This is a genomic window from Candidatus Nomurabacteria bacterium (assembly GCA_023898645.1).
Taxonomy (GTDB): domain Bacteria; phylum Patescibacteriota; class Saccharimonadia; order Saccharimonadales; family Saccharimonadaceae; genus UBA2112.
The window spans coordinates 281,714-294,379 of record CP060232.1 but is presented as its reverse complement, the minus strand read 5'-3'; the positions used below and the strand labels follow the sequence as shown (position 1 = coordinate 294,379).

The 12,666-nt window shown below is 47.5% G+C and carries 11 protein-coding genes and 2 tRNA genes; 8 read left to right on the top strand and 5 right to left on the bottom strand.

The genetic code is table 11. The features are described 5' to 3' along the window. Nucleotides 1–8: 8 nt before the first annotated feature. The gene (locus H6797_01425) at nucleotides 9–890 is read left to right on the top strand and encodes a hypothetical protein (GenBank protein ID USN96841.1); all 882 of its coding nucleotides are present in this window, start codon (nucleotides 9–11) and stop codon (nucleotides 888–890) included. Nucleotides 891–924: 34 nt separating this feature from the next. Here the strand turns inward: H6797_01425 and H6797_01420 are convergent, their stop codons facing one another. The 3 genes from H6797_01420 to H6797_01410 form a co-directional block, all read right to left on the bottom strand. After that, complete coding sequence (locus tag H6797_01420; protein USN96840.1) at nucleotides 925–2,013, bottom strand: YHYH protein; 1,089 nt, start codon at nucleotides 2,011–2,013, stop codon at nucleotides 925–927. A gap of 147 nt (nucleotides 2,014–2,160) precedes the next feature. Then, nucleotides 2,161–2,237 (bottom strand) — tRNA-Lys (locus tag H6797_01415). 125 nt (nucleotides 2,238–2,362) lie between these two features. Beyond that, on the bottom strand, nucleotides 2,363–3,553 hold the full coding sequence (locus H6797_01410) for a permease (GenBank protein USN96839.1): 1,191 nt from the start codon (nucleotides 3,551–3,553) through the stop codon (nucleotides 2,363–2,365). 132 nt (nucleotides 3,554–3,685) lie between these two features. Between H6797_01410 and H6797_01405 the strand changes: the two genes are divergently transcribed. From H6797_01405 to H6797_01390, 4 genes are all read left to right on the top strand, one after another. Next, a complete protein-coding gene (locus H6797_01405; protein USN96838.1) occupies nucleotides 3,686–4,054 on the top strand; it encodes a DUF2267 domain-containing protein in 369 nt (122 codons plus the stop codon). Nucleotides 4,055–4,130: 76 nt separating this feature from the next. Beyond that, nucleotides 4,131–6,206 carry a hypothetical protein gene (locus H6797_01400; GenBank protein USN96837.1) on the top strand — a complete coding sequence of 692 codons (2,076 nt, stop codon included), beginning with the start codon at nucleotides 4,131–4,133 and terminating at the stop codon, nucleotides 6,204–6,206. Between the two features lie 8 nt (nucleotides 6,207–6,214). Continuing rightward, the gene (locus H6797_01395; protein USN96836.1) at nucleotides 6,215–6,718 is read left to right on the top strand and encodes a prepilin-type N-terminal cleavage/methylation domain-containing protein; all 504 of its coding nucleotides are present in this window, start codon (nucleotides 6,215–6,217) and stop codon (nucleotides 6,716–6,718) included. Continuing rightward, a complete protein-coding gene (locus tag H6797_01390; GenBank protein USN96835.1) occupies nucleotides 6,699–7,568 on the top strand; it encodes a prepilin-type N-terminal cleavage/methylation domain-containing protein in 870 nt (289 codons plus the stop codon). Before H6797_01395 ends, H6797_01390 begins: the two co-directional genes overlap by 20 nt. A gap of 205 nt (nucleotides 7,569–7,773) precedes the next feature. Here H6797_01390 and H6797_01385 read toward each other — a convergent pair. Continuing rightward, nucleotides 7,774–7,850: transfer RNA gene (locus tag H6797_01385), tRNA-Arg, on the bottom strand. A gap of 73 nt (nucleotides 7,851–7,923) precedes the next feature. On the opposite strand from H6797_01385, the gene murB reads away from it, so the two are divergent. Together murB and H6797_01375 are read left to right on the top strand one after the other, a co-directional pair. After that, complete coding sequence (gene murB, locus H6797_01380) at nucleotides 7,924–8,994, top strand: UDP-N-acetylmuramate dehydrogenase (GenBank protein USN96834.1); 1,071 nt, start codon at nucleotides 7,924–7,926, stop codon at nucleotides 8,992–8,994. Between the two features lie 85 nt (nucleotides 8,995–9,079). Next, entirely contained in the window at nucleotides 9,080–9,565 is a 486-nt protein-coding gene (locus H6797_01375; protein ID USN96833.1) for a type II secretion system protein, read from the top strand. 72 nt (nucleotides 9,566–9,637) lie between these two features. Here H6797_01375 and H6797_01370 read toward each other — a convergent pair whose 3' ends face one another. Continuing rightward, nucleotides 9,638–10,915: a serine hydroxymethyltransferase gene (locus H6797_01370; GenBank protein USN96832.1), complete on the bottom strand. Its 1,278-nt coding sequence runs from the start codon at nucleotides 10,913–10,915 to the stop codon at nucleotides 9,638–9,640. A gap of 208 nt (nucleotides 10,916–11,123) precedes the next feature. Here H6797_01370 and H6797_01365 point away from each other — a divergent pair, with 208 nt between their 5' ends. Next, entirely contained in the window at nucleotides 11,124–12,653 is a 1,530-nt protein-coding gene (locus tag H6797_01365; GenBank protein ID USN96831.1) for a UDP-N-acetylglucosamine 1-carboxyvinyltransferase, read from the top strand. Nucleotides 12,654–12,666 lie beyond the last annotated feature (13 nt).

Here is a 12,666-nt window from a genome sequence, read left to right as displayed (position 1 = left end):
CTTGCAACATGGCTAAACGAATCGAACAGCGACATCGCAAACGAAAATTTATTTTAAAATCACTTCTCGTACTTATCATTTTATTGCTCATCGTAATTGCAGAATCGTTTGTAAAACTATATTACGTAAACTCACCCGCTCTTCCAAAACCACCCAAAATCATCACCGCAAATCCCGTCGATCTCAGTCAAATCATTGGTTTCAGTAAATTTCGTAGTTGCAGTGGACATGATTTTTCTGGTAAAAACGATCAGGGCATTATCGAAAGCGGACGATCGATGAAAATGTATGTAATTCCTGATGATAGCCTAAAAGATAAGCTGCATGTAATCAAAATCTATGCACCATTCGATGGAAAAATTGCTTTTATGTTTCAAGAAGGTGGCGCCGACAGACAGCCTTCTTACCAGATTTATGTACAATCTGCTAAACAGCCCGACTACGCTCTAAACTTCTTTCACACGGATCCGCTACCTGGCACCAAAATTGGCAATAAGGTAAACGCCGGACAGCTACTCGCCTATGCTCATGTGCGTGGGGCTGCTGATTTTGACATAGCTTTTCATCGCCTAGACAGCGGCGTGCTAGTACAGGATATCGGCGGACTATTTGGAATGCCGTTCCTGCCCCTGCCGAAATACGATTATTTAATGCCATTTACGAATTTCCTGTCACCTAAAGTAGCTGCCGAGTATAAAGCCGCGGGCTTCAATCTAGACAACATGACAATCAGTAAACAGTATCGAGACAACCACGCATGCGATTTCAATGCGCAACCAGTCGACAGCGATTATCAGTTTTTGTCAGGAAGAACTATAAATAATATGTCCGGCTCGCACACACAACAGCCTCTGACCACGCCGGCACCAAATACTCAACCCGTGCAATAATGGCCAGTTCTATGTTGATGTTGCATTGATTCGCCTAAGGGCGATGGATTGAAACTGGCTTGCCATGAAAGCAGCCAATAGTATATGGATACTCAAGTGTTGCGTCGTAGTGATATATAGACGTCTTTTTGCCATTCCAAAGTACCTCGCTTGTACGCCCATGACACACGTCGAGATCAGCATTCGTCGGAAGATTACCCTCGCTGTCACGCTCTACGTATATACCGTAGCCGTCTAGTGCATAGCCTACTAATGTTGAACTACCCGTCGCGCGATTTCGCACACAAGACGCAACGTCATGATAGTGATACCGCTCTTTGCCGTCCGGATGACCATCGCATTTGTCCTGAGTTTCATGAGCAACGGCATCACGACCGGCATCGTCAAGCGCATTGAAAAGCAAGACGCCGTTGTTCATCACGCCGATGTAGCCCAAGTCAACGCAATACGGCGTAGTAGCGGCGGTTGGAGCAAGTGGCAAAGTGAGCGTTACTGTCTGCCCCTGGATTCGATTCGGGTTGGTATCGTACTGATACGCTGGGTCGCTATACGAAATAGGAAATGTTCCAGTTGGATCATTTTGCGGTAGGTCATCTGTCGTAATAATTCGACTCGCGCCAGACGTCACCACAGAGTATTGGGCAGAAGGCCAATCTATACTACCCTGTACGGCAACTTTCGAATCGGAGTTCCATGTACCGGCAGCATCATTGATCCAACTCCCAGCATGACGAGCGCCGCCACCACGAAAGTTGGTCATACATGAATCTACATAACCAGCTTTCGGCACAGACGAAACTTTACCGTCTCCTAATGGTAATGCCTTGGAATTAACAGATGATTTCCAGCTATCACTAGCCGCGACAGTTTGTTGTGGGGCTACAGACGGACTTGTCGTGTTGGTCGGGCTGATAGACGTCCGCGGAGTAGAAGTGTACGAGTTTTTCCGAGCACTCGGCTGACTTCCCAAAACAAACAGCGTTAATGCGCCCCCTATCATAGCCACGAGTACAAGTGCGGCAGTGATGATAACTGGGCGATATTTTTGCCAAAATCCTTCGCTTAGGTCGGCCTGCGGCCTTTCGTCTTTGTCTGGTTGTGGTATGTTTTGTATCGGATCCATAAGCTATATGATAGCAAAAAAATACTTCGTGCTTTCTTTCTCTTCGTTCACTGCGCGACCCCACGACTATTTTTGCTTCGCAAAAAGTCGTGATTTCGAGTCCCGCCGGTTCTCCAAGAAAATAGACCCCAGCGGGGTCTATTTTCTTGGAGGGCCAGGTGGGGCTTGAACCCACGACACCCTGCTTAAGAGGCAGGTGCTCTAACCAACTGAGCTACTGGCCCATGTCTGCTACAGACACAAATTATACTGAATAACAGAGAAAAACTCAAGTCTTAGCTGCTCGAATCTTTCTTCCTCTCTTAATGCTACTCATTTTATTTCAATCTTAACTGACGTTCATTTGCAATCACATGTCGTGTTTGTGCTGCATGGAAGTTTTACCGTCCATCATTTTAAGCATAGCCGGACCACCCGTACGTAGAAATCGCCATACAAGTGCAGCGCCAATAACAAGGAAAAAGATATTAAGAACGGTCGTATAATTAAATGTAATTCCTGATTCAGGCACGATAGCAGCGCGTACCGTCGGAGTTAAGTTCAATAGCCAGAATATAATTTCAACCAAATATCCCGCTGCAACCATAGCTAGGTAAAATGTCGCAAATAGAAAAGCTGCCATTTTCATACCGTAATACTTTTTGTATATTCGTAAAATTGGATAGACAATCAAGTCGGCAAAAATAAAACTAACCAAGCCACCGAAACTAATGCCGCCATTCCATAAAACAGCTGCAAGTGGCACGTTGCCTACACTACAAACAAACGAAACAACCGCTATCAGTGGACCCACTAGTGGCCCCCAGATGAACGACAAAACTGGATCTGATGTAATGAAAAAGCTCTGGAAAAATGACATCGGCACCCATGCGGCTACAGTGCCTGCGATCAATAACCCAAGCACAATGTCTGTCCATACACTGGCCCAATCCATTACAAAGTAGTGGCTGGTCGCGGTCCGACCTTGGCTTGATAAGAGTTTTTGCATCACAGACTTACTACCAGTGACGGACATGTCACCCATGCCAGCATGCCCCTCCATCTTACCGGCAAGACCTTTTTGCGCTTGCCTGGTCGCCGCATCAAGCAATTTAGGTGTCAGAAAACGACGGAACAACAGCGCCAATATAATAATCATGATTGGTCCACCTACGAACTCGGCCGCGGTAAACTGCCAGCCTAATAAAACTGCCAAAATTATACCCAGTTCGATAACCAAATTCGTACTTGCGATTTCAAAAGCCATGGCCGCCGTAAAATTGGCGCCTTTTTTGACAAGTGAACGGGCCAGAGCGACCGCAGCGTATGAACAAGACGACGACGCAGCACCGAGCAAGCTTGCGAGCGCCAACGTTTTTGGCTTATCGTCAGGCAACAACTGACTCATCTGCCGCTTGCTAACAACCGCCTGAATAGCACCAGATATAGTAAAACCAAGTATGAGTGGCCACAATATCATCCAGCCCATAGCAAAAGAAGTCGTAAGGGCGCGTGTTAGCGCATCGATAATCACATCTCTATGATAAAACAAATCTGGCATCTGTCACAAGCATTCAATTCGCGACATTACGTTACGCGCCTTAATCGCCACGCAAGATGTTAAATATGTGACTGCTACAAAACCACGACCGGATTACGATAAGAATACACGCAATTGTAAAAGGAGGTGCCTATGGGCTACCAAGAATTAATTGATTTTATGCAACGTAAAGCTGGTTTTACGTACACGGAAGCAGAAGAGGTGCTCGATCTCATGGTTGAAAGTATCTCTGAACGCCTAGGTGAATACGAACGAGAAGATTTTGCCAGACTGCTGCCCATCGAACTTCAGGAGGCCGTTTATAGTGCCGAAACTTCGACAACAGAGGAGCTAGAACAGGATTTCGTGCATGAATTCATGGACAAAGAAGGTATAGAAGAGATTGAGGCGTCAAAACAAGTAATCACCGCATGGGAAACACTTAAATCAATCATCACAGATGTCGACATACAGCGTCTTAAAGCACAGCTACCAAGCAAAGCAGCCGCATCGCTTCAGTAACCGGTTTTTCATTTTTTTCAATTTTCATAATTAATAGCATGCAAAACACTTGTAATGAGTTATACTTAAACTAGTTATGTTTAAGGTGTTAATTGCATACTATAAGCGACATACCGAATCAACTGACAAGAACGGCAACTCTAGTACCGGTTTTTTGCTACCGATTGTCATTACACTTGGTATGGCTATTTCAACCGTCAGTATCGTTGCACTACAAACTGTTACGAACAGCAGTACGATACTTAATAACCAATACTTTGACGTACTGGCACGCGAGGCGGCACAAGCAGGCGTTGCGGCTGCAAAGGCTTGTATCAAAGCGAATCAAAAATCATGGTCAAACACCTCGCCGCTCACACCAAAGACAAACTGCGCGGGCCAATCCGTAAAAAAATTGTCGAACGTTGCGGACGATTCGACGTTTTCAAGTACCTATGAAGTTAAGGGGCTTCAGATGCTCAATGCAAGTACACCCGTTATCACGTCAATCGGGTCGGTCAGTATAAGCACCAACGGCATTTCATTTAAATCCGTAAGTAAAACCATCAGAACGATTATCAGGACTTCAACTACCACGACAGGACGAGTAAGCAAAAACGTCACTCAAGTATCGACTAATGGATCGACAACTTGTGCCGTCGCCGAAGGTTGGGTCTACTGCTGGGGAAGCAATAGTAATAAACAGCTAGGCCAAGGAAACGGCGCCGTCCCCGGTAACAAGAGTGTTTTTCCGAAGGCAATCGATACAGCACATAAAAATTCGGCGTCTTACAATCTCTTGCCGTTCTCTGGGTATCTTGTAAATTCAGATGGTACCCAGAAAGTCGTCCTAAAGGTTAGCGTAGGTTCGACTCACGTCTGTGCCGTTGCAAAAGACAGCGCCAGCGACGCAACTGGTGCCACACGAAAAGCCTACTGTTGGGGGGACAATAGTCACGGACAGCTAGGCATAGGAAATACCGGCTCCACGGCTATACCGCGGCAAGTCTATAACGGCCCGGGCCAAAGCTCTCCCAGCATACCAAGAAGCTCACTCTACAATAAAACCGTTACTGATATAGTTGCCGGCAATAATTTCACCTGTGCACTGACGACCGACGGGCTGGTTTCTTGCTGGGGCCAAGGCAATCACGGACAGCTAGGTAATGGCTTCACCTTTGACAAAAATGTTCCTGTATCCATCGCATACGATTCTTCAAGCGCGCTTATGGGTAGAAAAGTAGAAAAGTTAGCACAGATACGAGATAGCGATACAATGTGCGCCATCGGCGACAATCACAAAGCATACTGCTGGGGCGACAACACCGTCGGTCAGATAGGCAACAATTCTCACGCACTAGGCGGCACGACCAATTCAACAGTTGAACAAACCATAGGGGGTGGACAACGTACAACAGCGTGCAACAGCTACCCGAACACAAATAACACTACGCCGACTAGCACGACGGGTGCATTGTGGAGCGTTCGCCCCGCGGCAGTTTCGAGTGCTTTATACTACCAATCCATAACCACTTTCAAAGACAGCGTCACGGCAATCAGTGCTACTAATGCCAGCCCAGCAAGTCGTGCTTTTTGGTGGGGCGGAGGAACGGCAACGATAAACACAAAACGGACATGTACGGTAATTCACTGTCGATCAAATGGCCACCCTAACCAATGGTGCCGTGTATTGTCGACAGATACAACGACAACTTATACTTCGAATCCTCCTGCTGGCCCGCTTTATGGAGGAACAAGTCTTGGAAATCCGTATACACTCGCCTCAGGAAATGCGCACGATGATTTGTTTTGCGCCCTCACCGGAGGAGTCACATATTGCGACGGCCACAGCAAACATAGTTCCTATCAGGGAATTGGCTGTAATCAACTCTGCACAACACCGTCTAGTCCAGTGCCTGTATTCGTAAAAGACTCGACCACAATTGGTTGGCTCAGCGGAAAAACGATTACTGACATCGACAGCGCAGGTAACGTAACTTGCGTAGTGGCAGATAATGCCACAGGTTGCTGGGGAGAAAATACCGTCGGTCAGCTCGGTACCGGAAACACGACCGCTACGAACGTACCTGCACCTGTCGACGTGACGAATTCGAGCGACATAGGCAGCACCGTAACATCGGAGACGGGGTTTAACTACCCGCTATCATTCTAGGAACACATATGAACAAACGACATTTTTTCCCTGCCACACCCAACACAGAAGGTTTCACGGTTATCGAGATGATCATAACCATTATTGTGTTGGCAATCTTTCTCCTTGGCGTTTTTCAATCATATCTTCTGCTTGAGTCTCAGCGCGTCGACGTCGCCAGACGAGCACGCGCAAGCGATATAGCCTTTTCCAACCTGGCAAAATTCCCATCTCCTCCATCGAACTTACTATGCAACCCTGGCAAGATGGACCTCACTGCCAATAATGCAAGCTCGAAAAGGGGGGAAAATATTATCGACACTTCAGACCCTGCTGTATTTGGTCACTACGGATATGCTGCCGAAAGTGGAAGTACTATAGCTAATATGGGTAGCTCACTGGTGCAAACTGTCACGGCTTTTGCGCCAAATGGCTGCACAGGTACAAGCTTTACAGACGGCATTGTCAAATTAGTATCAACCGTTAATTTTGGAAATGGAGAATTCATCACTCATGCAAACTTCATACGATAAATCGAGCGGCTTCACGATTGTCGAAATTGCCGTCGTCGTTACAGTAATCAGTCTATTGACGGGCGTAGTGCTGCAAACACTTGGTGGTTTTTATAACGACAATGTCATCTCCTTAGGCAAAACATCACAAGACACCAATACCAGAGGCGTGCTAAGGTCTATCGAAAAAGAAATCATGGACTCAGGCGGGTTTGTAACTGACGCGGCTGTAGCAAAACCACTCGGTAGAGACGACGGCACATCGTGGTCATACCGAGGTAACGATCCGTCACTGCCAGGTTATGACGCTGGACAAAAAACAAATCGCGTACTCATGGCAACCACAACGGCTACCGATAAAGCCGCCACGGACGACAAACGCTTACCTGTCTTTATCGACAGCGGTAGTGGATGCGACTTTTCCGTAAGCCCGATTGCCCAGAATCTCCTGGTTTATTTCGTTGCCAAAAACACCACTACCGGAAAGTACGACCTGTACCGACGCACAATCACTAATTACACTGGCGGCACTTTATGTAATTGCGCCACCCTCAATCCAAATCCCTCGGGGTGCAAAACACCCTACCAAAGCGAGACTTGTTCCAACGCAGCTTTGAAATCGGGAACATACTCCGGAACCTGCAAACTCGCTGACGCCGACCTACTGAGAGACATCGACTCGTTCACGGTTGATTACTATACGTCTCCGGAAACCTCTACCCCCATCGTCAATGAATACAACGGCACTACGGCAACAAAAAACCTCATAAAAGCGGCCAAAGCAATCAAAATAACCGTAGGTACAGACGATTTTATCAACGGCAAGCACGTACTAAATACGGCGACTATCCGTATCAGTCTAGGTAATTAAAAAAGCAGTAAAGCACCAAAGCCGCATCTTGCAAAATTACCGGTAAACTCGGATGGATATCGCTCCACTTCGTTCCGCTCCTCCGCTCAAAAAGGGACGAAAAGAACTTTTCGTTTCCTTTTCTCACTACGCCGAACCTTAACGGTTCAGATTCGCTACGCGAATCTACCAAGTAAAACGCCCCACTGACGTGAGGCGATTTACTTGGTACACCCGGAAGGATTCGAACCTACGACCCTCTGTTCCGAAGACAGATGCTCTAATCCACTGAGCTACGGGTGCGCACTTGGCGCAGTACACTGCGTATCTGTTATTGTACCATTCTTATGCCTTTTAAGCTATACTATTGCCAATCATGAATGTACAAACAAACATACCACTAAGCACACTAACTACCATGAAAATCGGCGGCAACGCTGATTATGTAGTAGACGTTACGTCTCCCGACGAGTTGCGCCAAGCATACCTCAATGCCAAAAAACTTACATTACCAACGTATATCATCGGTGGCGGTAGCAACTTGATTGCCCATGATGAAGGCTTCCAGGGTGTCATCATCCACAACAAAATCGGCGGTATAGAAGTCATAACTGACGATCAACAGTCAACCGTCATCAAAGTCGGTAGTGGGATATTATGGGACGATCTGGTCAAACTGACCGTCGAGCACGGCCTATATAGCATAGCGTGCATGTCTGGCATACCCGGAACTGTCGGAGCCGCCCCAGTACAAAACATCGGAGCCTACGGCCAAGAACTCTCTAGCACGTTCGTATCGCTTGAAGCTTACGACATCCTTCAAGACAAATTCGTCGTCCTCGATCATACGGATTGCAATTTTTCGTACCGCAGTAGCATATTTCGTACTTCCGAAGTGGGGCATTACGCTATTTACAGCGTCACTCTGCAGCTACCTAAAATCCCGTTGCAACCGCCGCTATATGACAGTCTGCAAAAACGTTTAGAGACTGCGGGTATCACCCAGTATTCACCGCAAATCATCCGCGACAACGTACTCGCCATACGCGCTGAAAAATTGCCCGATCCAGCAGTTATGCCTAACGCTGGTTCGTTTTTCAAAAATGCTGTTGTGGAATCTTGGAAAGCGGAAGAACTAAAAAACAACGGCTACTCCGACCTGCCAACATACGCCGTCGACGAGACGTATCAAAAAATTCCCGCCGGATGGCTCATAGACCAAAGCGACCTCAAGGGCGAGGTGTTACATGGCATGAAAATCCACGACAAAAACGCCGTCGTACTAATAAACGAGTCTGCTACAGGTTACTCAGACCTTCAAGAAGCAAAAAAGGAAATCATCGAAACCGTCAACGGAAGATTTAACATCATACTTGAGCAAGAACCCCTTGAGCTGCTTCCTCTGGAACAATCGTCGGCAATCATAGAAAATACTGTTGATAATTAAGGCAAAAACCCTTGCATAGCGCTTTTGCTTATAGTACACTATACACCATAGGAACATAATATATTAATAAGGGGCATCAATTAATATGAATTTAGCAAATCTTAAAACCAAGCGAGCGCAAGGCGGTTTCACTATCGTTGAGCTCTTGATTGTCATCGTCGTCATCGGCATCTTGGCAGCAATCGTGATTGTGGCCTACAACGGTGTCACCACCAAAGCAAACGACAGCGCCGACGCTGCAAACGCACAATCTCTCGACAAAGTTGCCGAAGCGGTCAATGCTGACCTCTCAACTGGTTACCCATGGGGCAACTCAGACGCAACACTAAAAACTGCGTTTAACGCTGACTCCACAACAACATCAATTCCTCAGGGTCTTGGCGTTATTTACATTGCATCAACTGGAGCAGCACCTTCTTACGCCAGCGCAAATACTGCAGCAGCCAGCAAAAACTACTACGTCAAGGTTTGTTCAGCTGCGGCACCAAACAGCACCGGACTTAACGTCTACTACCCGAAGCGATCTGACAGCTCAGTACAGGTCATCAAAGCCGGTACAGGTTGTAATTAGAACCTCTTACCTAGCAAATAGATACGAGCCTCCGAAAGGGGGCTCGTATTAAATACTGTTCATATTTTACGATCACTTATCGCTGGGCAAAGGAAACGTCTGTACAAATTCTTTGACTTCTTCGCCAAGATTCGCCAGCGTAATGTCGTCATCATGTGCGTCAACCGCCCGTTTCATCCACTCCGCCAGCTGAACCATATGCTGCTCGCGCAAGCCACGAGTAGTGATGGCTGGCGTGCCCAATCGTATACCGCTTGGCCTAAACGGAGGCAGCGTATCGTCTGGCACTGCGTTGGCATTGAGCGTCAGACCGATCTTGTCGAGTGCCTGCTCGACTACCTTACCATCGATGCCAAATGATTTCTGCACGTCAGCAAGTATAAGGTGATTGCTCGTGCCGCCGGTAACGAGTTGGAAACCGTGTTTTTGCAACTCGTCGGCTAGTACAGCGGCGTTTTTGACGATTTGTTCAGCATACGCCTTAAACTCTGGCTTGAGTGCTTCGCCGAATGCCACAGCCTTTGCCGCAACAGCATGCATATGCGGGCCACCCTGTACTCCAGGAAACACTGTACGGTCAATCAGCGTGGGGATGTTTTCTATTGTCTTCTCCGGGGCCTTCAGAGGATTACTCACCACGCCCTTGCTCAAGATCAAACCACCACGCGGACCACGTAATGTTTTGTGCGTAGTAGTCGTAACGACATGGAAACCATAGTCAAACGGATTCTTTGCTACGCCGCCGGCAATAAGCCCGGCAATATGTGCCATATCCGCTACGAGCAACGCGCCAATCTCATTACCGATTTCGGCAAATTTAGCATAGTCTAGTTCACGTGGATACGCGCTAAAGCCGGCCAGTATAATCTTCGGTTTGTGCTCCAGCGCAAGACGACGTAGTTCGTCGTAGTCGATTTCACCGGTTGACGGGTCTTTCATCTTATAGCGGACAAAGTTGAAGCTACGAGCCAATACCGTCACAGGTGCGCCGTGTGTCAGATGACCGCCATGACTAAGATCCATGGCCAAAATCGTGTCGCCTGGTTCGCACCAGGCATGATAAACCGCTTCGTTCGCCTGAGCACCGGAATGCGGCTGTACATTTGCGTGATCGGAACCAAAAAGCTGTTTTGCACGGTCAATCGCCAATTGTTCAATTTGATCAGTAAATTCCTGACCCCCGTAATACCGCTTACCTGGGTAGCCTTCGGAATATTTGTTCGTAAACACACTACCAAGCGCCTTCAGCACGTCAGCAGATACATAGTTCTCACTAGGAATAAGCTCGAGTCCGTCTCGTTCGCGACGCTCTTCTCCTGCAATCAAATCAGCAACCTGTGTATCATTCATAACTGATGATTATTATACCATCGCCCTTCAGAATCCGCTTATTTGAACCATGAATGTGGCCGACGGATGTAGCGCTAGGCGACAGCGAAGCACGGAATGAGCCGTACAATTAGGTACGGTGAATGAGTACTACAGCTGACAACAACGCGATACGCCGTCCGACCCATTCATATTGTATATATATCATAAATGATATAAAATCTAAGCAATGACCCCTCAAGATTACAAACTTAAAATCGGCAATCTCATTCAAGAAAGTCGACAGAATCGTGGCTTTACACAAGCACAATTAGCAGAGGCGCTTGGTACTAGCCAGAGCGCAATTAACCGTATCGAAAAAGGCGGCCAAAACATTAGTCTTGAGATGATTGCCCGCATCAGCGATGTGTTGTCTCACGATATCATGACACTCAATCAAACGGGCAAGATTAACTTTCGCGTGCATGGCGGCTCTAAGCTGTCGGGGAACATCACGGTTAAGACTAGCAAAAACGCCGCAGTTGCTCTGCTTTGCGCCAGCCTCCTTAACCATGGCAAAACAGTACTACGCCACGTTGCCAAAATAGAAGAAGTAAACCGCATCGTCGAAGTGCTACAAAGTATCGGCGTCAAAGTCCGCTGGCTCAACGATGACGGCGACCTAGAAATCATCCCGCCTAAGAAACTAAAGCTTGAAGACATGGACGTCGCTGCTGCAAAACGCACACGAACGATTATCATGTTCCTGGGCCCACTTCTGCACCAATACCGCAACTTTCACCTACCCTTTGCCGGTGGCTGCAACTTAGGCACTCGTACGGTAGAGCCGCACATGACTGGCTTGCGTCCTTTCGGTCTAGAGGTAGAAGCGACCACTAATTACTACAGCGCAACGTCTTCGCCGAAAAAAGTTGATCACACAATCGTTCTCACAGAACGCGGTGACACCGTGACCGAAAACGTCATCATGGCAGCATCGCTTCACGAAGGTACCGTGACAATTAGAAACGCCAGCGCTAACTATGCAGTTCAGGACCTGTGCGTATTTCTGAAAAAACTTGGCGTCAAAATTGAAGGCATCGGCACGACAACGCTCCACATCACCGGCGTATCATACATAAACAAAGATGTCGAATATTACCCAAGCGAAGACCCTATTGAAGCTATGAGCTTCATCGCCGCCGGTGTAGTTACTGGAAGTGAAATCACCATAGAGCGTTCACCGATTGAATTCCTGGAAATTGAACTGGCAACACTAGCTGAAATGGGGCTGCAGTACGAGCTGAGTGATGAGTACCTAGCAAAAAACAGCCACACCCGCTTAGTAGACATTCACTTGAAACACTCTAAACTGAAAGCCGCCAAGGACAAGTTGCACGCCCTGCCCTTTCCGGGTATCAATATGGACAACCTGCCCTTCATGGGCCTTATTGCCACAACCGCGAATGGCCGTACGATGATTCACGACTGGTCTTACGAAAATCGCGCAATTTACTTTACCGAACTGACAAAGCTCAATGCCTCCGTGGAACTTCTCGACCCGCACCGCGTGTATGTAACCGGACCTACCAAATGGAAGCCTGCGGATGTCACGGCACCTCCAGCATTACGACCGTCTGTCGTTGTATTGCTAGCCATGCTAGCGGCTCCTGGAGATTCTATATTACGCGACGTTTACTCGATCAACCGTGGATATGAGGATTTTGCCAACCGGCTCAACAGTCTTGGTGCGCACATAGAAACCATCCGCGAGATATAGATTATCTCTGTTA

Bases quoted from the DNA above. Each gene is read 5' to 3' on its own strand.
- H6797_01395 (USN96836.1), top strand. From the start codon at position 6,215: ATGAACAAACGACATTTTTTCCCTGCCACACCCAACACAGAAGGTTTC.
- H6797_01405 (USN96838.1), top strand. From the start codon at position 3,686: ATGGGCTACCAAGAATTAATTGATTTTATGCAACGTAAAGCTGGTTTT.
- H6797_01390 (USN96835.1), top strand. From the start codon at position 6,699: ATGCAAACTTCATACGATAAATCGAGCGGCTTCACGATTGTCGAAATT.
- H6797_01420 (USN96840.1), bottom strand. From the start codon at position 2,013: ATGGATCCGATACAAAACATACCACAACCAGACAAAGACGAAAGGCCG.
- H6797_01375 (USN96833.1), top strand. From the start codon at position 9,080: ATGAATTTAGCAAATCTTAAAACCAAGCGAGCGCAAGGCGGTTTCACT.
- H6797_01400 (USN96837.1), top strand. From the start codon at position 4,131: ATGTTTAAGGTGTTAATTGCATACTATAAGCGACATACCGAATCAACT.
- H6797_01365 (USN96831.1), top strand. From the start codon at position 11,124: ATGACCCCTCAAGATTACAAACTTAAAATCGGCAATCTCATTCAAGAA.
- H6797_01370 (USN96832.1), bottom strand. From the start codon at position 10,915: ATGAATGATACACAGGTTGCTGATTTGATTGCAGGAGAAGAGCGTCGC.
- H6797_01425 (USN96841.1), top strand. From the start codon at position 9: ATGGCTAAACGAATCGAACAGCGACATCGCAAACGAAAATTTATTTTA.
- murB (USN96834.1), top strand. From the start codon at position 7,924: ATGAATGTACAAACAAACATACCACTAAGCACACTAACTACCATGAAA.
- H6797_01410 (USN96839.1), bottom strand. From the start codon at position 3,553: ATGCCAGATTTGTTTTATCATAGAGATGTGATTATCGATGCGCTAACA.